The 22,019-nt window shown below is 65.9% G+C and carries 18 protein-coding genes; 7 read left to right on the plus strand and 11 right to left on the minus strand.

All coding sequences use genetic code 11. From position 1 onward, the window contains the following. Nucleotides 1-25: 25 nt before the first annotated feature. Nucleotides 26-1,063 (minus strand): PstS family phosphate ABC transporter substrate-binding protein, encoded by a 1,038-nt coding sequence (locus tag DPM12_RS02365; protein WP_112256617.1) that lies wholly within the window; start codon nucleotides 1,061-1,063, stop codon nucleotides 26-28. A 211-nt stretch (nucleotides 1,064-1,274) separates the two neighbouring features. Between DPM12_RS02365 and DPM12_RS02370 the strand changes: the two genes are divergently transcribed. Next, complete coding sequence (locus tag DPM12_RS02370; RefSeq protein WP_112256618.1) at nucleotides 1,275-2,762, plus strand: FAD-dependent oxidoreductase; 1,488 nt, start codon at nucleotides 1,275-1,277, stop codon at nucleotides 2,760-2,762. Here the strand turns inward: DPM12_RS02370 and DPM12_RS23025 are convergent. From DPM12_RS23025 to DPM12_RS02400, 6 genes are all read right to left on the minus strand, one after another. Continuing rightward, complete coding sequence (locus DPM12_RS23025; protein WP_112256619.1) at nucleotides 2,754-5,213, minus strand: transglycosylase domain-containing protein; 2,460 nt, start codon at nucleotides 5,211-5,213, stop codon at nucleotides 2,754-2,756. The genes DPM12_RS02370 and DPM12_RS23025 overlap by 9 nt on opposite strands. 79 nt (nucleotides 5,214-5,292) lie before the next feature. Continuing rightward, nucleotides 5,293-5,754 carry a DoxX family protein gene (locus DPM12_RS02380; RefSeq protein WP_112256713.1) on the minus strand — a complete coding sequence of 154 codons (462 nt, stop codon included), beginning with the start codon at nucleotides 5,752-5,754 and terminating at the stop codon, nucleotides 5,293-5,295. A gap of 38 nt (nucleotides 5,755-5,792) precedes the next feature. Beyond that, entirely contained in the window at nucleotides 5,793-6,329 is a 537-nt protein-coding gene (locus tag DPM12_RS02385) for a TrmH family RNA methyltransferase (RefSeq protein ID WP_112256620.1), read from the minus strand. A 69-nt stretch (nucleotides 6,330-6,398) separates the two neighbouring features. Beyond that, nucleotides 6,399-7,052 (minus strand): class I SAM-dependent methyltransferase, encoded by a 654-nt coding sequence (locus DPM12_RS02390; protein ID WP_211658248.1) that lies wholly within the window; start codon nucleotides 7,050-7,052, stop codon nucleotides 6,399-6,401. A 46-nt stretch (nucleotides 7,053-7,098) separates the two neighbouring features. Beyond that, nucleotides 7,099-8,541 (minus strand): NADP-dependent phosphogluconate dehydrogenase, encoded by a 1,443-nt coding sequence (gndA, locus tag DPM12_RS02395; protein WP_112256621.1) that lies wholly within the window; start codon nucleotides 8,539-8,541, stop codon nucleotides 7,099-7,101. 65 nt (nucleotides 8,542-8,606) lie between these two features. After that, on the minus strand, nucleotides 8,607-9,092 hold the full coding sequence (locus tag DPM12_RS02400; RefSeq protein WP_112256715.1) for a gluconokinase: 486 nt from the start codon (nucleotides 9,090-9,092) through the stop codon (nucleotides 8,607-8,609). Nucleotides 9,093-9,403: 311 nt separating this feature from the next. Between DPM12_RS02400 and DPM12_RS02405 the strand changes: the two genes are divergently transcribed. Beyond that, entirely contained in the window at nucleotides 9,404-11,719 is a 2,316-nt protein-coding gene (locus DPM12_RS02405; RefSeq protein WP_245951187.1) for a Tex family protein, read from the plus strand. Between the two features lie 151 nt (nucleotides 11,720-11,870). Continuing rightward, a complete protein-coding gene (locus DPM12_RS02410) occupies nucleotides 11,871-12,770 on the plus strand; it encodes a SigB/SigF/SigG family RNA polymerase sigma factor (RefSeq protein ID WP_158542682.1) in 900 nt (299 codons plus the stop codon). A gap of 61 nt (nucleotides 12,771-12,831) precedes the next feature. On the opposite strand, the gene DPM12_RS02415 is transcribed toward DPM12_RS02410, so the two are convergent. Then, a complete protein-coding gene (locus DPM12_RS02415; RefSeq protein WP_123788339.1) occupies nucleotides 12,832-13,515 on the minus strand; it encodes a GAF and ANTAR domain-containing protein in 684 nt (227 codons plus the stop codon). A gap of 184 nt (nucleotides 13,516-13,699) precedes the next feature. On the opposite strand from DPM12_RS02415, the gene DPM12_RS02420 reads away from it, so the two are divergent. Continuing rightward, a complete protein-coding gene (locus tag DPM12_RS02420) occupies nucleotides 13,700-14,806 on the plus strand; it encodes a baeRF2 domain-containing protein (protein WP_112256625.1) in 1,107 nt (368 codons plus the stop codon). On the opposite strand, the gene DPM12_RS02425 is transcribed toward DPM12_RS02420, so the two are convergent. Continuing rightward, on the minus strand, nucleotides 14,803-16,239 hold the full coding sequence (locus tag DPM12_RS02425) for an NAD(P)/FAD-dependent oxidoreductase (RefSeq protein ID WP_211658250.1): 1,437 nt from the start codon (nucleotides 16,237-16,239) through the stop codon (nucleotides 14,803-14,805). The genes DPM12_RS02420 and DPM12_RS02425 overlap by 4 nt on opposite strands. On the opposite strand from DPM12_RS02425, the gene DPM12_RS24215 reads away from it, so the two are divergent. From DPM12_RS24215 to DPM12_RS02440, 3 genes are all read left to right on the plus strand, one after another. Then, nucleotides 16,238-16,486, plus strand: coding sequence for a hypothetical protein (locus DPM12_RS24215; RefSeq protein WP_112256626.1), 249 nt, complete (start codon nucleotides 16,238-16,240; stop codon nucleotides 16,484-16,486). The genes DPM12_RS02425 and DPM12_RS24215 overlap by 2 nt on opposite strands. Nucleotides 16,487-16,496: 10 nt before the next feature. After that, nucleotides 16,497-17,621 carry an FUSC family protein gene (locus tag DPM12_RS02435; RefSeq protein WP_112256627.1) on the plus strand — a complete coding sequence of 375 codons (1,125 nt, stop codon included), beginning with the start codon at nucleotides 16,497-16,499 and terminating at the stop codon, nucleotides 17,619-17,621. Nucleotides 17,622-17,684: 63 nt separating this feature from the next. Continuing rightward, nucleotides 17,685-18,983 carry an ATP-grasp domain-containing protein gene (locus DPM12_RS02440; protein ID WP_211658251.1) on the plus strand — a complete coding sequence of 433 codons (1,299 nt, stop codon included), beginning with the start codon at nucleotides 17,685-17,687 and terminating at the stop codon, nucleotides 18,981-18,983. Nucleotides 18,984-19,059: 76 nt separating this feature from the next. Here DPM12_RS02440 and DPM12_RS02445 read toward each other — a convergent pair whose 3' ends face one another. Both DPM12_RS02445 and DPM12_RS02450 read right to left on the minus strand, forming a co-directional pair. Further along, nucleotides 19,060-20,946 carry a transketolase gene (locus DPM12_RS02445; protein WP_112256629.1) on the minus strand — a complete coding sequence of 629 codons (1,887 nt, stop codon included), beginning with the start codon at nucleotides 20,944-20,946 and terminating at the stop codon, nucleotides 19,060-19,062. Between the two features lie 91 nt (nucleotides 20,947-21,037). Further along, a complete protein-coding gene (locus DPM12_RS02450; protein WP_112256630.1) occupies nucleotides 21,038-22,012 on the minus strand; it encodes a helix-turn-helix transcriptional regulator in 975 nt (324 codons plus the stop codon). Nucleotides 22,013-22,019 lie beyond the last annotated feature (7 nt).

A 22,019-nucleotide genomic window follows, 5' to 3' on the forward strand; every position in this document is an offset into this window, starting at 1 on the left:
CGCCGGCCTGTGCCGGACGACCTCGTCAGTTACCGATCAGGCTGTCGACCTTCTCGGATGCCGCGGCAGCCTGCTCCTCGGTCATGCCGATGAAGCCGGCCTGCTCGGCAATGGTCTCGTTCTCCTGGTTCACGTAGAAGTCGGCAAAGGCCTGCACCTCGGGCCGTTCGAGCGCGACGTCGGACATGTAGACGAAGAGCGGACGCGTCAGGGGCACGTAGCTCTCGACCGTCTCCGGCGACGGGGCCGTGCAGCCTTCGCCACCGTCGATCTCCAGTGCCCGGACGCGATCCTGGTTCTCCACGTAGTAGGAGTACCCGACGTAGAACATGCCGCCAACCGAACCCTCGACACCGAGGATCCCGCTGTTGTCGTCCTCACCGATGTTGTTGTAGTCGGTGCGCTGGGCACCTGCCTCGCCGTTGATCGCCTCGGTGAAGTAGTCGAACGTCCCGGAGTCCGTACCCGGACCGTAGAGATCGAGCGACTCGTCGAAGTCTTCTTCCAGGCCGTCGATCTCGTTCCAGTTGCTCAGCGTCGAATCCGGGCCCCAGATCTGGTTGAGCTGGTCGGTCGTCAGGCACTGCACGGGGTTGTCCGGGTGCACGACGACGGCCATGGCGTCGTTCGCGACCTGAATCCCCTCGAACGAGATGCCGTTCTCCTCGCACTGGGCGATCTCCTCTTCCGAGATCTCCCGCGAGGCATCCGAACCGTCCGTCTCACCGTTGCAGAACAGTTCGAAGCCGCCACCCGTTCCCGACGTGCCGACCGAGACCTGCACATCCGGGTGCTGCTGCATGAAGAGCTCGGCTGCCGCTTCGGAGAGCGGCGCCACCGTGCTCGAGCCGTCGATTTCGATGTTCCCCGAGAGCTCTTCACCTTCGTCGGATGCGTTCTCAGCCCCGTCGCCGGAGTCATCGCTGTTCGAGTCGTCACTAGACGTACTGGTGTCGTCCCCGTTGTCGTCATTGTCGTCGCTGCCACAGGCAACGAGGAGGAGCGCCGCGGCGCTGGCGACCGCGAACGGCGCCAGCCGCCGGCGAGCAGTGCTGATCTTCACGTCGGATGTCCTTCCGAATGTGGACCGTCTTCTATGTCGACTTCGAAACTAGATGTCCGAAGTGACGACGTTCCCCGTCGACGGTGAACGAGTCATGAACAGGTGGAATGCATCCCTGGACATTGCGGAGACGGAATGGTGACTGCCGGGTAAACATCGCGAACGATCCCCGCGCATCCCATTGATCAGGTGAAATCCGGCGTCATCCACCATGTTCGACGTCGCCGGTAGCGAGGTCGTCGCCGCCATTATGGATCACCCGGATGCATCTGGTTGGATGAAGGAGATGGAGCCACAGGCGACCAGCGAGACCGGCACGGTGATCCACGAGCCGCAGAACGGTGACGGCCGGAGAACCGCCGCCATCGTCGGCGCGGGTCCAGCCGGTCTATACCTGCTGGCCAACCTCCTCGAAGCCGACGTGTTCCGCAGGGTCGACGTCTTCGAGGCAGTGCCCGCACCATTCGGCCTCGTGCGGTACGGCGTCGCACCCGATCATCCGAAGACGCGTGCGATCTCGAAGGTACTCGCGGCCGGGTTCGATTACACCGAGGCGCACTATTTCGGAAACGTCGCGATCGGCCGGGACGTGTCGCTCGATCAGCTACGTGACAACTACGACGTCGTCGTCTTTGCGACCGGCATGCGCGGTGATCGCAGCCTGGGCATTCCGGGTGAGGAGCTTCCCGGGTCCATCGGAGCGTCGGAACTGGTCGCCTGGTACACCGGGCATCCCGAGGCGCCGAAGATCACTTTCCCGGAGGATCTCGAGACTGCCGTCGTTATCGGCGCAGGGAACGTCGCACTGGACGTCGCTCGGCTCCTGGCCCGCGATCCGGCGAGCCTGATCGCCACGAGCATGCCTCGCGCGGCGGTCGAGACATTCCAGAAGAGCGCGCTCACCGATGTCCACATCGTCGCTCGGCGCGGCCCGGCACAGGCCAAGTTCACCTCGCCCGAGCTGCGCGAGATCGGCAAACTCGACGGTGTCGACATAATCGTCCACCCGGAGGACCTGGTACTCAGCGACGACGACCAGGCAGAGGTCGATCAGCGGCGACAGGCGAAGACGACCGTCAAGGTCATGAACGAATGGGCCGAGCGGGAACCGACGGGCGCACCCCGGCGAATACATTTCCACTTCTGGCGCCGGCCGGTGCGGCTCCTCGGCGAGACCGCCATGCGCGGCGTGCTGATCGAACCGACCCGTTCGCAGCCCGGGACCGGTGCCGCGACCGAATCGATGGAGATTCCCGCCCAGATGCTGGTTCGTGCCATCGGATATCGCGGTTCGCCGATCCCGGGGCTCCCGTTCGACGATGCCACCGGGACCGTGCCCTCAGCGAACGGTCGGGTGATCGGTCATGACGGCGACGACGACGTAATATCCGGGGTCTATGTTTCGGGCTGGCTCAGACGAGGCCCGAGTGGCGTCATCGGAACCAACCGTCCGGACGCCGGTGAGGTCGCCGCGTCGATCTTCGAGGATCTTGCTCGGCTACCGGCGCCCGACGGAACGCCGGAACGGCTCGAGGAACACTTGGACGCGCGCAGCTCGTCGCGTATCAGCTGGGACGACTGGAACCGCCTGGACGCCTACGAGAGGCAGCTCGGCCAGCCGCACGGCGGCGAGCCAATCGTCGTGGACGACGTCGAGACGGTCTTACGAGTCATCAACGAATCCAGCCGGTCAGACTGACGTTCGCACCGCAGCGGCTACCCGCCGGTTCACCGTGGTCGACGTTTCGGCGCCCGTGTCGTTGCCTTCGCCGTTATCCCCGGAGCCGTCATCGCCCCACTCCGTGCCGTCGTCCCCGCCGTTCTCGTTGCCGGACTCGCCCCCGCCGTTCTCGTTGCCGGACTCATCGCCACCGTTCTCATCGTTGCCGGACTCATCCTGACCGGACTCATCCTGGCCCGACTCGTCCTGGCCCGACTCATCACCACCGTTCTCATCACCGGACTCGTCCTGGCCCGACTCATCGCCACCGTTCTCGTCACCGGACTCGTCCCCGCCGTTCTCATCGTTGCCGGACTCATCCTGACCGGACTCATCCTGACCGGACTCGTCCTGGCCCGACTCATCACCACCGTTCTCATCACCGGACTCGTCCTGGCCCGACTCATCGCCGCCAGAGCCGTCGCCGCCGCCGTCACCAGAGCCACCCCCGTTCGACGGTGGCTGCGCGGGGGAGTACATGTTGACGTTGGCGCGCTCGGGGAACTCTTCGGCCGGCTCTCCCTCCAGCGCCGCACGCATGAAGGCCGTCCACGTTCGCGCCGGATAGGCGCCACCGGCGAAATTGTCCATCCCGCCGACGCCGTTGAGCGACTCGGTTCCCGCCTCGGAACCATCTCCACGGAAGTACGTCACCGATGTGGCCAGCTGTGGTGTATAGCCGGCGAACCACGACGTCAGCTCCTCGTGAGTACCGGTCTTGCCCGCGACCGGCCGTTCCAGACTGCGGGCCACCTGACCGGTACCTCGCCAGCTCTCGACGACCTGCCTCAGCGCGTACGTGACGTCGGCCGTCACGTCCGGTTCGAAAGCCTGCTCCGGCACGATCTCGCGTTCGTAGAGGGTGTCACCAGCCGAGTTACGTACCTCGGAGACGGTGTACGTATCGGTGTGCACACCTTGGGCCGCAAGCGTCGCGTAAGCCTCGCTCATCTCCAGCGAGGTGAGCGAGGCGATGCCAAGGGTTACGCGCGCGTTCGGTTCGAGCCCCGGCGCATCCTCGGGGATGCCCGCCCGCGCGAGCGCATCGATGACGGTCTGCGGGCTGAGCGAGTACACGAGGTCGACGAACGCGGTGTTGACCGACCGCTCGGTGGCCTGCAACAGGTCGACTGAGGCTCCCCACGAGCGATTTCCCTGGTTTTCCACCGGAGATCCGAGACCTTCCCGCGCGTAGGGCGAGTTCCCCGCGAACCGGCTGTACAGCGAATGGCCGTTCTCCAGCGCAGCAGCAAGGGTGAAGGGCTTGATGATCGAACCGGGCTGGACCCGGGCGTCGACGGCGTTGTTGAAGCCCTGCTCCACGGCATCTTCCCCGCCGTACAGTGCGACGATCCCGCCGTCGCCGGGACGAACGGCGCTCAATCCCACGTGCACGCGCTCGGCGTTCTCGGTGGGGCGCTCCTCGGAGACGGCGCGCACCGCGGCTTCTTGCGCTTGCTCGTTGAACGATGTTGTGACGCGGAGCCCGCCCGCCTCGATCTCGGAATCGTCGAAGCCCCGCTCGCGCAGCTCATCACGCACCATCAACAGCAAGTAGCCGTCGGTTCCGCCGAATCGATTCTCCCGCTCCTCGGGCCGGACCTCCGGCGGCTCGGTGTTCTCGGCAGTCGACCGATCGATCGCTCCGGTCGTCACCATGCCGTTCAGAACGTAGCGGAAGCGCTCCTCGAACCGTGCCTCGTTCTCCTCACCCTGGGTCGGATCGTAGCTCGCGGGAGACCGCAAGATCGCCGCCAGCGCCGCGCTCTGCGCGAGATCGAGCTCTTCGACTTCGACGCCGAAATACGCTTGTGACGCGGTCTGGACGCCATACGTTCCGCGGCCGAACCAGATCGTGTTGAGGTAGTCGGTGAGGATCTGGTCCTTATCGATGCTCTGATCGATCTTCACCGCGATGACGAACTCCTGGAGCTTGCGGCTCAGCGTCTGCTCCTGCGTGAGGTAGTAGTTCTTGACGTACTGCTGGGTGATGGTCGATCCACCACCCGCGCTCGCCGTTCCTCGTACCTGGTCCCAGGCGGCACGCGCGATACCGGTCACCGAGAAACCGGGGTTGTCGTAGAAGGAGCGATCCTCCGCGGCGATGACCGCCTGCTTGAGGGTGTCCGGAATCTGCTCGGAGTTGACGATCTCCCGGTTCTCGGCACCGAGCCGGCCGAGCTCGGTCTCGCCGTCGTCGTAATAGACGATGCTCGTCTCCGACGTGGAGAAGTCGTTGGGCTCGGGAACATCGATGGTGGCGAACGCCACGGCCACCGCACCGGCTACGAGCAGGAAGAATCCCAGGACGTACAGGGCAAGGGCTTTCCAGGTGAACAGCCGTCGCCAGCCCTTCTTCTGAGGCTGGTTAGCGCGATATCGAGGACCCGCATCGTTTCGGCCCTCAAGTGTGGCATCTGGCTCACTCATGACGATTCGATCGTATGCGCGTTGGCGCGCAAACGTGGCCCGAATGCCAGATAGATGTAGCCGACGTCACGCTACAACGTCATTTCCGGCCCCTGGGTGGTGGCTCCGCGAGCTCGTCATCCTCCTTTTCGAACCAGCGCACGAGCACGCGGTCCATGCGCACCCGACCCGGTCCAACCAAGGCGATGGTCATGCATCCGGCCGCCAGCACCAGGACAAGTTCCCACCCTCCGTCTTCGACGAACGGGCCGTTCTCGGCGTGCACGAGAACGAGCGCACCGATCATGCTGGACCCCAGTGCCACGGCAACCAGACGGGTGAGCACGCCCAGGCCGAGCAGGCCCCCTCCGACCAGCTCGAGCACCGCGACGGTCGGCGCCGACACCTCGGGGAACGGGATCTCCATATCGACGAATCGCTCGGTGGTGCCCTCGATGGTCCAGTCGTAGACCTTCTGCCAGCCGTGCGCCACGAACACCACGGCCAGGGCTGCCCGGAGCAGCAGCCTGCCCGCGTCGTGCAGCACACGCGTGGGAGCCATGATCACCATTGCACTATGAAAAGTCCGGGATTGCCGGGTTACGACACGCCCGGAGACGTCCAATCTTGCCGGCGCACTTCATAGCAGACGACGGCGGCAGCCGCGGCCACGTTGAGCGAACCGATCCGGCCTACTTGAGGAATGTAGCCTACGTCGTCGCATGCCCGGAGGCACCGCGCGGACAGTCCGTGGTCTTCGGCGCCGACGGCGACACACACGTCCCCATCGAGTTCCAGATCGTGCAACGGACGCGCGTCGTCGGTCAGCTCGAGTGCCACGGTGTGATATCCGTCATCCCGCGCCCGTTCGATCGCTGCCGCGGCGTCGGTGAAGGACTGCGTGCGCAAATACCGGTCGGTACCCATCGCCAGCTTCTGCGCCTTGGCATCTCCCGGCGACGCGGTACGCCCGACCAGGTAGAAGTCCGCCACGCCGAACGCCGCAGCCGTGCGCACGATCGCGCCGACGTTGAACGGCGACTGCACCCCTTCCAGCAGCAATCCGAGCCGCAGCGTGCTGCGCCGCTTCCACGAGCGATGCAGGCGCTTCAGGTCGGTACCTCGTAACTGCGCCACCAGCGAGCACTCCTCGAATCACGGGCGCGACGCGGCCTGCCGGCCCGTCGCCACCTTTCTGAACATGCACTAGGTAGCCGGTCCCTCATCCGCCGGCCGGACCTCCAGTAGACGATAGCCCCGTTCCGAAAGCAGACGCGTGGTCGGGAAGCCCTGGCCGTCCAACCAGCGGGCCAGCGAGTCGGAGCCGAGATGCTTGTGCACCACGAGCACGGCCGAGCCACCGGGAAGCAGCCGGGCCAGCCAGCTCAGCAACAGTTCGTGCAACGCCTTCTTGCCGATGCGGATCGGAGGGTTCGAGTAAATCGCGGCGAAACGCACGTCGCCCGGAACCTCATCGGGCATGCGGGAAAACACGTTTCCCCTGCCGAGCGCCTCGGCATTCTGACGAGTCAGGACCACGGCGCGCTCGTTGACGTCGACCGCCCACACCCGGGCTCGTTTGCGCCGGGACGCCAGGGCGAGGGCGATCGGCCCGTAGCCGCATCCGAGATCGAGGATGTCCCCCCGTACCCGGGGCAAGGGTGCCCGTTCGAGCAGGATTTTCGTGCCGGGATCGAGCCTGCCGTGCGAGAAGATCCCGGAGTCCGTCTGAAGCTGGATGTCGAGATCGGTGAGCTCGAGACGCACCGTCGACGTGCGGCTGGCGGCCCGCGGCCGCGCGGAGAAGTAGTGCTCGCCCCGCCCGGACACCTGGCCGTCCTCCTGCCGCCGACGTTTCACGGGCCGCTCATCCTACGCGCCACGCCCATCTCGTAGCTGCCCAGATCTAGCGCTCTTCCTCGGCGCGGTCACCGGCCCAGTCGACGTGAAACGTACCTGGACGGTCCACCCGCTGGTAGGTGTGCGCGCCGAACAGGTCGCGCTGACCCTGGATGAGCGCGGCAGGCAGGCGCTCCGAACGCAGGCCGTCGTAATACGCGAGCGCACTGCTGAAACCGGGTACCGGGATGCCGAGTTGGGCAGCGGTCGCCACCACCCGGCGCCATCCCGCCTGTCCGGCGATCACCGCATCGCGGAAGTAGCTGTCCACGAGTAGCGAGGAAAGACCCGGATCGCGATCGTAGGCTTCGCGGATCCGATCGAGGAAACGGGCCCGGATGATGCAGCCACCTCGCCAGATCGTGGCCATCTGACCGAGATCGACTCCCCAGCCGTACTCGTCGCTGGCTTCCCGGATGACGTCGAAGCCCTGTGCGTATGCGACCAGTTTGGACGCGTAGAGGGCGTCCCGCACGTCGTCCACGAACCACTGGCGATCGCCCACCGCCGGCGTTTCCGAGGGGCCTCGTAGTACGCCCCGAGCCGCGCTGCGGCGATCCACGTCGCCAGACAGTCCCCGGGCGAACACGGCCTCGGCCATACCGCTCACCGGCACTCCCAGTTCGAGGGCGGAGATCACGGTCCACCGCCCCGTGCCTTTCTGCCCGGCCTGATCAAGCACGACGTCGATGAACGGCTCACCCGTGGCGTGGTCGGTATGACCCAGCACATCCGCCGTGATCTCGACGAGGAACGACTCGAGATCCCCGCTGTTCCAGGTGGCGAACACCTCGGCGATCTCGGCCGGTTCCATCCCCAGCCCGCGGCGCAACAGGTCGTACGACTCCGCGATCAGCTGCATGTCGGCGTATTCGATGCCGTTGTGCAGCATCTTGACGAAGTGGCCCGCGCCGTCCGGGCCGACGTGGGTGCAGCACGGCGTCCCGTCGACCTCGGCCGCGATGCTGGTCAGCATCGGCTCGAGTGCGGCGTAGGCCTCCGCGGAGCCACCGGGCATGATGCTCGGGCCGTGCAGCGCACCCTCCTCTCCGCCGGAGACCCCGGTCCCCACGAAGTGAATGCCGTCCTCGCGTAACGTCGCCTCGCGCCGCCGCGTGTCTTCGAAGTGCGCGTTGCCGGCATCGACGACGATGTCGCCGGACTCGAGCACGCCGCGCAGCTTGTCGATCACCGCATCCGTGGGAGCCCCGGCCGGCACCATGAGGATCACGCGACGCGGCCGCCGCAATGTTCCGGCCAGCTCGGCCAGATCGCTCACCGGCACGAAGTCACCTTCGTGCCCGAACTCGCCGATCAGCTCGTCCGTACGGTGCCGGCTGCGGTTGTGCGCCGCGACACGGTATCCGTTGCGCGCCAGATTGCGGGCGAGGTTGCCGCCCATAGTGCCCAGTCCCGTGACGGCCACGTCCGCCAGCTGCTCGTCTGCCATACTCTGCGCTCCTCCCGCCTCGAATGGGTCGCCGACCGATCGACCACGTGACCAGCGGCACGTGGTCAGCGGCTCAGCTGCAATCCTTCGATCACGTCACCGGCGATCTCGTCGGGTGCCCTGGCCGCGTCAACCTCGATGCCGTCCTCGTCTGGCTCGAGTGGTTCGAGGGCCTCGTATTGCGAGGACAACAACGACGGCGGCATGAAGTGCGCGTCGCGCAGGCCAATCCGCTCATCGACGAGTTCCTGCTGGCCGGACAGATAGGCGAAATGCACGCGGCCATCCGCTTCCCGCAAGACGTCACGGTAGGCACGGCGAAGCGCCGAGCACGCCACGATCGTATTCCACCCGTCTCCTGCCTGGGCCGACAACCATTCGTTGATCAACCGTAGCCACGGCCACCGATCGTCGTCGGTCAACGGCGTGCCGTTCGCCATCTTCTCGACGTTCTCCTCCGGGTGGAAATCGTCTCCTTCCGCATACGGCCACGCCAGCCGCTGCGCGAGCCGCTTCGCGACCGTGGTTTTACCCACGCCCGAAACGCCCATGACGATGACGTGCTGCGGTGTGCCTTGCACCCGGCCGCCCTCCTGTGATGACAACTGGGACGGGAGCCGTCCCGCGTCCGCAAACGGGTCAAAGCTAGCACTCCCGCCCGGGGGACACGGAACGGTATACCCCGAACTCCGGAGACTTCTCACTCCGAAGCGCGCCGCGCGGGCCAGGCGCCGGCCCAGGTATCGAACCATGCACAATGGGCCGGCGAGTCCGGAACGAAAGATCGGTTGGAGACGTGACGACTTCCACTTCCACGCAGGCCACGGCCAACGACGACGCCGGGGTCACGACGCGCCCGTGGGTGTATCAGACGATCGCCACGGAACTGGGCATCGACGAGCACCAGGTCCGCGCCGCGGTGGCCCTTCTCGACAGTGGCGCAACCGTGCCGTTCATCGCCCGGTATCGCAAGGAGGCGACCGGCACGCTCGACGACGCCCAGCTGCGGGCACTCGAGGAGCGCCTGCGCTACCTCCGGGAACTCGACGAGCGGCGGGACACCATCCTCGAGTCGATCCGCGAGCAGGGCAAGCTCACCGACGAGCTGCACGCGCAGATCATGGGAGCCGAGACCAAGGCCCGTCTCGAGGACATCTACCTTCCCTACAAGCCCAAGCGCCGCACCAAGGCTCAGATCGCCCGCGAAGCGGGCCTGGAACCGCTGGCCGACATGCTGCTTGGCGATCCGGATCACGATCCCGACACCGCAGCCGCCTCGTTCATCAACGACACCGTTCCCGATACGTCGGCCGCACTCAACGGTGCCCGATCGATCCTGGTGGAGCGCTTCGCCGAGGATGCCGATCTCATCGGCGAGCTGCGGGAGCGGATGTGGTCCCGCGGGCGTCTCGTCTCGCAGCTCCGCGAGGGCGCCGAGCAAGCCAAAGCGGACCACACCAAGTACGCCGACTACTTCGACTTCTCCGAACCGCTGGCCACAGCCCGCTCGCACCGCGTGCTCGCGCTGCTACGCGGCGAGAAGGAAGAGATCCTCGACGTCACCGTGGATCCCTTCCGCGCTGACGAGGAACCGCCGAGCGGTCCCACCGACTACGAGACCACCATCGCCAGCCGGTTCGGCATCGAAGACCGCGGCCGTCCCGCGGACCGATGGCTTGCTGACACGGTCCGCTGGGCGTGGCGCACCCGCATTCTCGTCAATCTCGGCTTCGATCTGCGGACTCGTGCCCGGCAGGCGGCCGAGGAGGAAGCGATCCGGGTCTTCGCCGGCAACCTCCGCGACCTTCTCCTGGCCGCTCCCGCCGGGCCGCGGCCAACTCTCGGCCTCGACCCCGCCTACCGGACCGGTGTGAAGGTCGCCGTGGTCGACGGCACGGGGAAAGTCGCCACTACGGCGACCATCTACCCGCACAAACCCCAGGCGCGGTGGAACGATGCACTCGACGCTCTGGAGAAGCTGGTCCGCGACCACGCCGTGGAGCTCATCGCTATCGGCAACGGAACCGCGTCGCGGGAGACAGACCGGCTCGCCATCGAGCTGATCAAGCGCTGTAACGATCGCCGCCTGTCCAAACTCGTGGTCTCCGAGGCCGGCGCATCGGTGTACTCTGCTTCGTCGTTCGCGACACGTGAATTGCCTGATCTCGACGTCTCGCTGCGTGGCGCGGTCTCCATCGCCCGGCGACTGCAAGATCCACTCGCGGAGCTGGTCAAGATCGATCCCAAATCCATCGGCGTCGGCCAATACCAGCACGATCTCTCCGAGGTCGCCCTCTCCCGGTCGCTCGACGCCGTTGTCGAAGATTGCGTGAATGCCGTCGGCGTCGACCTCAACACGGCCTCCACGCCACTGCTCGCCCGTGTCTCGGGCATCGGCACCGGCCTGGCCACGAATATCGTCACGCATCGCGAGAGTCACGGCCCGTTCCGCTCGCGTGACCAGCTACGGGACGTCCCCCGCCTGGGTCCCAAGGCATTCGAGCAGAGCGCTGGTTTCCTCCGGATCAGCGGTGGCGACGAGCCCCTCGACGCGTCGAGCGTGCATCCCGAGTCGTACCCGCTGGCCCGCAAGATCGCACGAGCTGCCGGTGGCGACGTGAAATCCATCCTGGGCGACGGAAACGCCCTGCGTCGGTTGAAGCCCGCTGACTTCGCCGACGACTCCTTCGGCCTGCCCACGGTGACCGACGTCCTGGCCGAGCTCGAGAAGCCCGGCCGGGACCCGCGGCCGTCCTTCACCACGGCGTCGTTCGCCGAAGGGGTGGAAACGATCGCGGATGTCAAACGAGGCATGCGCCTGGAAGGGGTCGTCACCAACGTGGCCGCGTTCGGCGCGTTCGTCGACATCGGCGTACACCAGGACGGCCTGGTGCACATCTCGGCCATGTCACACGAGTTCGTCGAGAATCCGCGCGACGTCGTCAAGCCCGGCGATGTCGTCACCGTCAAGGTTCTCGACGTCGACACCGAACGTCATCGGATCTCGCTGACTCTCCGGCTCGACGACGACGTCACCGCCAGCGCATCTGGCAAGCAACAGTCCCGGGCACCCGGTCGGAAGGACAAACCCGGCCGCTCCGGGCCAGCAGAGGGGACGGGCGCTCCTCGCGGTGCCATCGCCGATGCCTTCCGCCGGGCGGGATATAACGGTTCGTGAGACACGGCGTGTCCCATTGACACACTGCCGCTCATCCCGCAATAGCCTCGCCAGCCTGTTGACAGGTGGTCTCGGACGTGTTTCGGTAGTATCACGACGTGGTTGAGCAGACAGCCACTCCCACTCACGAAGATCTGAGTAGGTGTTGGTTGTGCCTGCACATCGAGACGTCGCCAGGAAATCCACTCGCCGGCCCGATGGAGAGCGTGCCGAGCTCACCCGCCGGCTCCTCCGTGATGCTGCGGCAGCCGAGCCTGCGGAAAGTCAACGACTTCAAGACGAAGTCATCCTGCTGAACACCGGGCTAGCGGAATCGGTCGCCCGGAAGTACACGGGCCGCTCCGAAGAATACGCGGACATCCTGCAGGTCGCCTACGTCGGCCTGGTCAATGCCGTGCGTCGATACGACCCGGACAAGGGTGTCGACTTCATCTCGTTCGCCATGCCAACGATCACCGGGGAGATCAAGCGCTTCTTCCGCGACCAGGGGTGGACGATACGCCCGCCGCGTCGCATCCAGGATCTGCACCGGCAGACCACGGCGGCCACCTCGGAGCTTTCCCAGACGCTCGGGCGCACGCCGACCCCGCACGAACTCGCCGACCATCTGGGCGAAGACGTCGACAGCGTGAACGAGGCGCTCGGCTGCCGAAGCTGCTACACACCGGTGTCCATCGACACGCCAACGCGGAATGAGGAAGGCGCTCCCCTATCGGATCTCCTTGGAGAGAGTGACGGCAACTTCTCCCGTTCGGAAGCGACCACCGCGCTCGGCCCGCTGTGCCGCGAGCTTCCCCACAGAGATCAGCGGATCCTGTTCCTTCGTTTCTTCTGTGGCTGGACGCAGCAAGAGATCGCCCAGGAGCTCGGCGTCACGCAGATGCAGGTATCACGGCTGCTCGGCCGCATCCTCGACCGGCTGCGCACCGAGATGGGCAGCATGGAACCGTCCTCGCCCGGGCTGTCCCGGACTCGTAATCAGCATTCCCACCCGTCGCAGCCGCACGCTCAACGGCCCCGGGTACCCCGGCAGCAGGTGCCGTGCCGCTGAACGTACAAGGAAGGCACGCAGATATGCCGGCGCACCACGGTGCGCCGGCATATCTATTGGCTCACTCGCCGTCCGGAAGCCTGCGTTCGTACACCAACCGCTCCGCCACGGTACGCAGCTTGGTGTTGGTCTCCTGCGAGTAGCGGCGCAGGACGTCGAACGCGCGGCGCGCGTCCAGCCCGTATCTCTCCATGAGCAAGCCTTGCGCCTGACCGATAACGTTTCGCGTCTCGATCGCCCGGCGCAGGCCGTCGCCCTCCTGGGCCGACTCGATCGCTACGGCGGCGTGGCTAGCGAAAACCTGAATGTTCTCCGCGTCTTCCTCGCTGAGCGCGCCCGGCTCGGAGGAGTAGACGTTGAGCGTGCCGATGGTGTGCCGTTCGGTGTAGAGGCACGTACTGACCACGCTGTGCAAACCGAGATCGACGACGAGCGGCCCCCACCGCGGCCAGCGACCATCACTGGCAATATCGCGAACGAGGTATGTCTTGTGCGTCCGGGCCGCGTTCACCACTGGCCCCTCACGCAGTGCATCCTGCAAGGTGTCCGCTCGTCCGGCGCGTTCATCCGATGATCGCGCCGCTTCGAGCTTGCGTTCGGCCCCGAGGAGCGCCACCCCACCATCCTCGGAACCGGTGAATTCCTTGGCGTACTCGATCACCTTGGACAACGTCTCGTTGACGCCGGCTTCGCCCGTCAGATCACGGGCCATCTCGGCGAATTCAACAGCCTCTGGGGAATTCACGTCTACCTCCCAGTCAGACACGCGTGGCGTCTCCGCATTCCGTAAGCAATGCGGTTGTGCGTGCCCCCCTTGATACCCATCGTGCGCCTATGTAACGAAAAGATAAACCCCTGCTCCAAAGTCTTTACACAGAACTACTCGCCGCCCTGTGTATCAAATCGACCCGAGGGGTAACAGTGACGCCATGACCAGGAACAACATGGTAGATATTCACACTGTAGCCGAGCTGTGCACCCGGTCCGGCCCGTTCTTGAGCGTCTACCTTGACGTCAGTCGTAACGAGACCGACGCCGACCATCAACTCGACGTCCGGTGGCGCTCGGCACGAGAGCAGTTGCATGCCCGAGGGGCACCGTCAGACCTCCTCGACGCCGTGGGCCACCGCGTCCTCTCCGCTCCTGCCCACGGCGGCAACGTCGCCCGAATGATCGTTGCGGCGGAGGACGACATCCTGGTCGACGACATCGTACGGCGTCCACGCAGCGATGAGGTGCTGACCTGGGGCCAGCTACCGGATGTCACCTCCTGGCTCACCGATCGCGCCATGATGCGCCCGGTCCTGGTCGTCCTGGCCGACCGGGAAGGAGCCGATCTCGAACTTCACGAGACCTGGCCGGACCGCGTAGACGAGCAAGAAACCGTCGAAGGCGGCACCGAGCACATCAACAAGGTCCAGGTAGGTGGGTGGTCGCACAAGCGATACCTGCGGCGTTCGGAGCTTCGGTGGCGCCGGAACGCCGAACATGTCGCACCCGAAATCGAGAAGCGGGTGGCCGCTGGCGTACGGCTTATCGTCATCACCGGTGACGTACGCGCGCAGAAGGAGATTCACGACGCGTTGTCCGAGAGCACCCGTGAGCTACTCGTGGAGATTCAGGCCGGCGGACGACATCCCGGTGATTCCCGCGAGTCACTCGACGACGCGATCGATGAAGCCGTACAGGACGTCGTTCTCACCGACCATCTGCGGATCATCCGCGAACTCGAAGAAGAAGCCGGCCGCGCCGGCGCGGCCGCGATCGGTCTCGACGACGTAGCGGCGGCGCTCATTCGAGGGCAGGTCGGCACGCTCTTGCTCGCCCCGACACGCGCGGCGAGCCGCCAACTCGCACCCGGAGATTACCCCGGGCTGCCGCTACCCGGCAGCGCACGGGACGAGGACGAGCTGCGCGCCGATCTCGCCGTCTTGTGTGCGGCCGCGATGACCGGCGCCGACGCCGTCATGGCGCCTCGTTCGCTCTCTGCCGACGGGGTCGCAGCACTGCTGCGCTGGAACGAGTCAACCGCCTAGCGGCGAGCCTGCTCGACGAACTCACGACGGGGAGCGTGCAGTTCTCCCAAAGCCACGGCCTGCCGGGGGAAGCCGGCATCGAGCAACCAATCCGCCAGGACCCGCGCCTTGCGGTTCGCGGTGGGCAACTGGGAGAGGTGATAGGCGCGGTGCAGTGCCCACGCCGGCCAGCCCTTGAGCCGCCAGCCGTAGACTTCGGCGACGCCCTGGTGGAGGCCGAGGGTCGCGACCGACCCCGGGCTGCGATACGTGAATCGGCGGATCCGCTTGCCCCGAAGCACGGCACGAATGTTGTCCGCCACCAGCTTTCCCTGGCGCACGGCATGTTGGGCCGTCGGAGGACATGTCGCGTCCGGCTCGTCGCCGGCCGGATCGGGTATGGCCGCGCAGTCGCCGGCGGCGAATATCGCCGGCCATCCCTCGACCTGCAAGGACGGCAGGCAGGCAACGCGGCCGAGAGAGTCCTGTGGCAGCACCGACGTGGACACGACGGGCTCGGGTTCGACGCCCGTCGTCCACACGACCGTGCCCGCGTCGAACTCCGTGCCATCCGACAGGGCTACATGGCCGTCTTCCAGGCTGTCGACCATCGTCTCCATCCGGATGTCGATGCCCCGCTGGCGGAGCACCTCGACGGCGTAATCGGCGAGCGACCTGCTCACTTCCGGCATGATCCGGTCGGCGGCTTCGACCAGCACCCACCGCATCTCCGAGGGATCGATCGCCGGATAGTAGCGGCGAACCGCGAACCGGGCCATATCCTCGATCTCCCCCAGAGCCTCGATCCCGGCGAACCCGCCACCGACGAACATGAAGGTGAGAAACTTCGCGCGGCGCTCCGGATCCAGCGTGCTCGCCGCCTGATCCAGCCGGGAGAGCACGTGATTGCGCAGATAGACAGCCTCTTCCAGCGTGCTGAAACCCACGGCCTGATCGGCCAGCCCCGGTACCGGGAAAACCTTGCTCACCGAGCCCACGCTGAGAACGAGGAGATCGTATCCCAGGTGCTCGATGTTCTCGTCCGGCATGCGAACCGTCACCGAGCGACCCTCCGGGTCGATGTCGATGACATGGCCACTGAGGACCTGGCATTTCGGGAGCAAGGCGCGCAACGGAGCGACGACATGCCGCGGTTCCACGGTTCCCGCACCCGCCTCCGGCAAGAGGGACTGGTACGTCATGTACGGCCGCGGGTCGACCACGGTCACCGATGCCTCATCGGACCGTAGCTTCGACTGCAACCGGCAAGCCGCATACAGGCCCGCATAGCCGGCTCCGAGAATCAGTACACGGGGGACGCGCTCCTGGTTAGCCATCGTCGTGCCGTTACCCGCCGTGGCAGCGAGCAAACCGCGCGTAGAGACGGCGGACGTGGGTATCAGGACGAATATCGCCAGCGAACCACGCAACACAGCTATATCGGAGGTCGACATGAGTGTCTGCGACGTATGTGGCAACGATTACGATCAAGCCTTCACACTGAGGGCCGCTGACGGGCGGGAATTCACCTTCGACAGTTTCGAATGCGCCATTCACCGCTGCGCGCCCCAGTGTGCCCACTGCGCCTGCCGGGTCATCGGTCACGGCATCCAGGCCCGCGGGTTCGTGTACTGCTGTGCTCACTGCGCACGCGTCTCCGGCGTCCCCGAAGCCACCGACAACGCCGAACAGCCGGCATGACCCCGCGTGCATGAGAACGATCTGGCCGAGAGCCGAGCGCGCGTGGCAGCGACGCGGACATGAACGCAATTCGCTGGTCCAGGTCGTCAAGGGACTGAGCGCCACCCTGGCGTCGTACACGCTGGCCCTGCATGTCCTGGATTCGCAGATTCCCAGCTTCGCTCCGTTCGCGGCATTGCTGGTCGTCCAGGTCTCGGTGTACCGGTCCGTGCTACACGCCGTCCGGTACGTCGGGGCCGTCGTCGTCGGCCTCGTGTGCGCCGGTGCGATTGGCCAGACTCTCGGGCACGGCCTGGGGGCGCTAGCTCTGCTCGTCTTCCTGACCCTCGTGATCGGCCAATGGCCCAGGCTGGGTGACTTCGGCTCGCAAGTGGCCATCGTGGGGGTCTTCACGTTCGGAGTGGGCGGCGGCGACGATCCCAACTATCTCGCGAGTCTCCTCGTCACAGTCCTGTGTGGCGCCATGATGGGGGCTGCTGTCAATGTCGTACTCGCGCCGCCCATCCGGTTCAACGACGCCGCCGGCGCCGTCGACGATCTCGCGAGGTCGATCGGCGACCTCCTGAACGACATAGCCGCCGGGCTGCGCTCCGACAACCCCTTCGGCCACCTCGACCACTGGCGCGATCACGCGGACCGGCTCTCGAACACCGTCGAGCGGGCCCGCTCCGAGCTCTCGTTCGGTGAAGAGAACGTGCGGCTCAATCCGAGACGTCTGGGCAAGGGACGGCACCTGTTCGTGGACTACCGCAGGGCCGTGGAGGCGCTGGGGCGAACCACCGGAAACCTTCAGTCGATGATCCGGGCGCTCGACTATGCCGACCGCTACGACGAACCCGAGATCGACCACGATCTGCTTGCCGACTTCCTTCCGCGATACGCGGACCTGCTGGAGAAGGTCGCCGACGTCGCCTACGCCTTCGGCCAACGTCGCTCCGAGGATCAGCCACCGTCACTCGACCTCGCCGCGGCGATGGAATCCGCGCAGCGGCTTCACGACCAGCTGACCCGGTACGTACACCAGCTCCAGCCGCGAGACTCGCGCACCCTCACCGACTGCGGGGCGCTGCTCGTCGAGACGGAGCGCGCGCTCGAGCCGATCCGGGAATCCTGGCAGTTCACGTCCGGCTCCTAGGGCAGCATGCTCACCCCGCCAGGCCCCGCGTCGATCCCCACGCGATGGGGTACTGGAAAACATGTGGACATCAAGAACGTGTTCGTCCTGGGTCTCGACGAACTCAACGCGGAGACCCTCAACGCCTTGCCGCACGCCGAGGAGTACCGGTTTCATCAACTGCTCACTCCTGACGAGCTACGCACGCAGGACATCCAGCTACGACACCTGCTGGCTGCCGCCGAGCGCCAGCTCTACCGGTTCGAGGGGACAATCGATGCGATCATCGGATACTGGGATTTCCCGGTGAGTTCGCTCGTTCCCATCCTGTGCCAGCGGTTCGGGACCATAGGACCCGGCCTCGAAGCAGTGGTGAAATGCGAACACAAGTACTGGAGCCGGCTCGAACAGCGGCAAGTGATCGACGAATGCCCCGGCTTCGGTCTCGTCGATCCCCAGAAGGCGACCACTCCACCGCCCCACCTTGAGTACCCTCTGTGGGTGAAACCGGTGAAGTCGGCCGGTTCAACGCTCGCCTATCACGTCCACGACCAGCACGAGTTCCAACGCGCCATGCGGTTGCTGCGGGACGGTGTCGGCTGGCTGGGAGAGCCGTTCCAGTACATCCTCGACCATCTGCACGCCCCCGCGGGGATCGCCGCCAGCGGCCAGGGATGTCTCGTCGAGGAGGCCGTCTCGGGCACTCAGGTTACCGTCGAAGGCTACGTCCAACACGGCGCGGTCCACGTCTACGGGGTCGTCGGTTCGGTCGGCTATCCGGGACGTGAGAGCTTTCTGCGTTTCCAATATCCGGCTGCCCTGCCGGCGAACGTCACCGAACGGCTCACCCAGGTCACCACCCGCGTCATCGGACACATCGGCCTGGACCACTCGACGTTCAACATCGAATTCTTCTGGAACGAAGAGAACGACACGTTGACGCTGCTGGAGATCAACCCGCGCCACTCACAATCGCACGCCCGCCTGTTCCAGATGGTCGACGGCGTGCCCAATCACCACGCGATGGTGAGCCTCGCCCTCGGACGCGATCCGGCCCTGCCCCGCGGCAACGGGAGATACCGGATCGCCACGAAATGGTTCCTGCGGCGGTTCAGCGATGCCCGGGTACGGCGGGCACCCACAGCCGAGGAGGTGGCCCGAGTCGAGGCGGACGTGCCGGGCACGATGATCCATCCCGTCGCCCAGCAGGATCAGCTGCTGTCCGCCCTCCCCCGCCAGGACAGCTACAGCTACCAGCTAGCCGATCTCTACATCGGCGCGGAGACCGAAGACGAGCTGATCGACAAGTACGAACGATGCGTGGCCGCACTCCCCTATGAACTCGAAGACACCGCCGACACCGACGTCGAGAACGTACACTGACGCGGAGCCGGCGGAGGGAGAGGACGCGAACACGGCACGTCCGCCGGGAGCTAACCCGAAACCGCTCCGCACGGAGCTAGCCCGAGACGGCGCGTTCGCTCATGTACGAGCGAACCGCCGCGGCGATGCTCGTCCGGTCGATTCCCGCAGATTGGAGCTGCTCGGCAGGCGTCGCCGAACCGGGCATGTCACGAACGGCCAGCTTGAGCACCATAGCCGGCATGTCCCGGGCGACTATGTCGAGCACGGCGTCACCCAGACCACCCTCGGGCCAATGATCCTCGATGGTGACCAGGCAGCCGGTGTCCTGTGCCGCCTGGCGTACCGTGAACGCGTCCATCGGTTTGATCGAGTACAGATCGACGACACGGGTGGCTATGCCGTCGTTCTCCAGAGCGTCGGCAGCGGCCAACGCCTCGTGAACGGTTACGCCCGCCGCAAGGAGCGTGACCTGGTCGTCATCCGACGCCCGGAGCACCCGACTGCCCCCGATCACGAATTCGTCACCCGATTCATAGATCACGGGGGATTCGCCCCTGAGCGTACGGAGATATTGAATTCCTTCCCGATCGGCCATCTCGCCGAGCAGGGCCGCCGTCTGGTTCGCATCACATGGATGCAACACGGTGCTGCCGTGCACGGCCCGGAGCGCGGCGAGATCTTCCAATCCCATCTGCGACGGCCCGTCCGCGCCGATGGACACGCCGGCATGCGAGCCCACGAGGCACATGTTGGCCCGGCCGATCGCCGCCATCCGGATGAAGTCGTATGCGCGGCTGAAGAACGACGCGAACGTCGCCAGGTACGGGAGCCAGCCACGGACCTGCATGCCGACCGCCGCGGCCACCATCTGCTGTTCCGCGATGTAGAACTGGAAGAAGCGAGCGGGGTGCTCCTTGCCGAAGTACTGCATTCGGGTCGAATCGCCGAGCTCGGCATCGAGCCCGACGACGTGCGGACGCGCGCGGGCCAATTCCACGAGCGCCTCTCCGAATGCCGTCCTCGTGGCCACGTCGTCGCCCTTCGAGTATTCCGGCGGCGTGTATGTCTGAAGCTCTCCGAACTGGTGGGGTGGCGCGAGGTAGGAAGGCTTGCGGACCTCGATCGTCACCTTGCCGTCACCACCGAGCTCGGCGATCGCCCGCTCGGTGTCCTTCAGCGGCTTGCCGTGTTTGCCTTCCTGATCAGCCACCTCGGAGACACCGGCACCCTTGATGGTGCGGGCCAGGATCGCGGCCGGTTTGTCCGCCGCGGTCGCCTCTGCATAGGCGTGATCGATCTGCTCGAGATCATGTCCGTCGATCTCGATGGTGTGCCATCCGTGCGCCGCGATCCGCGCCACGAACTCCTCGGTGTTCCAGCCATACCTCGTCGGCCCACGCTGGCCTAGCCGATTGACGTCGACGATCGCGGTTAACTTGTCGAGACCTTCATAGCCGGCGTGCTCGAAGGCCTCCCACATCGAGCCCTCGGCGAGCTCGCTGTCGCCGCACAGGACCCAGGTCCGATAGGGCAAGCGGTCGAGCAGCTTGCCGGTCAGGGCCAGCCCGACGCCGATCGGAAGGCCCTGCCCGAGAGAGCCCGTCGCCACGTCGACGCCGGGCAGCCACGGAGTGGGATGCCCCTCCAGACGGCTGCCAAGTGCGCGATAGGTCGCCAGCTCGTCATCACTGATGGCGCCCGCAGCCTCCAGCATCGCATAGAGCAACGGGGAGGCGTGGCCCTTGGAAAAGATCAGGTGATCGTTCTCCGGGTTGCCGGGGTCGGTGAAGTCATACTGCAAGTAGCGGACCAGCAGGACTGCCATGAGGTCCGCCGCGGAGAGCGATGACGTCGGGTGTCCCGAGCCCGCTACCTCCGTACAACGCACCGACTCGACCCGGAGCTGCATTGCCAACTCGCGTAGGTCGCTCAGTTCCTTCTCGGTCACGTTCCCTGATGTACCCGTGGCCGCGCTCCTCATGCAACGGGCAGGAACATCGAATCCACCTGTCTCAACAAATCCACTGATCATGAACACTTTCTCGGTCCAATGGACACATAGATGTTCATGATCATTCGGATGGGGCGTTCGTGGCGGCGAGGGCCACTCCTACATCGTGCAGGGTGACGCGCAACGAGGGCGGATCGATCACCTCGACTCCTGGCGCCAGTGCCGTCAGCTGGTCGGCCGCGACGTCCTCGCCCTCGGTCGGCAACACCACCTCCCGCCAGCCATCGTCGTCGGGCGGTCCCGCAGAGGCCAGCGCGTCCTCCGCTGACGCGGGCCCGACATGGTGCTTGAGGTGTCGCAATGCCCGGGGTGAGAGCCGGAGCCGGCATTGATACCGCAGCAGCGAACGGTCGAACTCCGCAGCGGAGGCGGCCCACCAGCTAGCCAAGTCGAACCCGGGTGGGCGGCTCGCCGGCTCGTCAACGCGTTTTGCCTCGGCGATCCGCCCGACCCGATATGTCCGCACGGCCTGGCGATGCGCCGCAACCAGATACCAGACCCCGGCCTTCAGCACCAGGCCGAGGGGATCGAGCCGGCGCTGCACCGATCTGTCAGAACGGCGGTAGCTGATGTCCAGGCGGTGCCCAGACCAGACGGCGTCGGCCACCGTCGCCAGGTGCGCCGGTACATCGCCGTCCCGAAACCAGCCGGGCGCGTCGAGGTGGAACCGTTCGCGCAGCCGCGAGGCACGTCCGCGCAATTCAGGGGGCAAGGTCGCGATCACCTTGCTCTCCGCAGCGGTCAGGATCGCTCCGAGACCCAGGTCCGCCACCGCCGACGGCGCACCTGCGAGGAACAGGGCTGCCGCTTCGTCGCCGGTCAAGCCGTCGAGACGGGTCCGCCACCCCTCAACCAGGCGGATGCCTCCGCCCGGTCCGGACTCGGTCCAGATCGGTACACCCGCGGATTGCAGTGCCGACACGTCGCGATAGATGGTCCGAACCGACACGCCGAGCTCGTCTGCCAGCTCGGTTGCCGTGGCACCACGTCTGCGTTGCAGCACGAACATGACACTGACCAATCGGCTGGCACGCACGGTGCAA

The sequence above is a fragment of the Phytoactinopolyspora halophila genome (assembly GCF_003287285.1).
Taxonomy (GTDB): Bacteria; Actinomycetota; Actinomycetes; order Jiangellales; family Jiangellaceae; genus Phytoactinopolyspora_A; species Phytoactinopolyspora_A halophila.

Bases quoted from the DNA above. Each gene is read 5' to 3' on its own strand.
- DPM12_RS02420 (WP_112256625.1), top strand. From the start codon at position 13,700: ATGACCAGGAACAACATGGTAGATATTCACACTGTAGCCGAGCTGTGC.
- DPM12_RS02435 (WP_112256627.1), top strand. From the start codon at position 16,497: ATGAGAACGATCTGGCCGAGAGCCGAGCGCGCGTGGCAGCGACGCGGA.
- DPM12_RS02370 (WP_112256618.1), top strand. From the start codon at position 1,275: ATGTTCGACGTCGCCGGTAGCGAGGTCGTCGCCGCCATTATGGATCAC.
- DPM12_RS02380 (WP_112256713.1), bottom strand. From the start codon at position 5,754: ATGGCTCCCACGCGTGTGCTGCACGACGCGGGCAGGCTGCTGCTCCGG.
- DPM12_RS23025 (WP_112256619.1), bottom strand. From the start codon at position 5,213: ATGAGTGAGCCAGATGCCACACTTGAGGGCCGAAACGATGCGGGTCCT.
- DPM12_RS02445 (WP_112256629.1), bottom strand. From the start codon at position 20,946: ATGAGGAGCGCGGCCACGGGTACATCAGGGAACGTGACCGAGAAGGAA.
- DPM12_RS24215 (WP_112256626.1), top strand. From the start codon at position 16,238: ATGAGTGTCTGCGACGTATGTGGCAACGATTACGATCAAGCCTTCACA.
- DPM12_RS02400 (WP_112256715.1), bottom strand. From the start codon at position 9,092: ATGGGCGTTTCGGGCGTGGGTAAAACCACGGTCGCGAAGCGGCTCGCG.
- gndA (WP_112256621.1), bottom strand. From the start codon at position 8,541: ATGGCAGACGAGCAGCTGGCGGACGTGGCCGTCACGGGACTGGGCACT.
- DPM12_RS02425 (WP_211658250.1), bottom strand. From the start codon at position 16,239: ATGTCGACCTCCGATATAGCTGTGTTGCGTGGTTCGCTGGCGATATTC.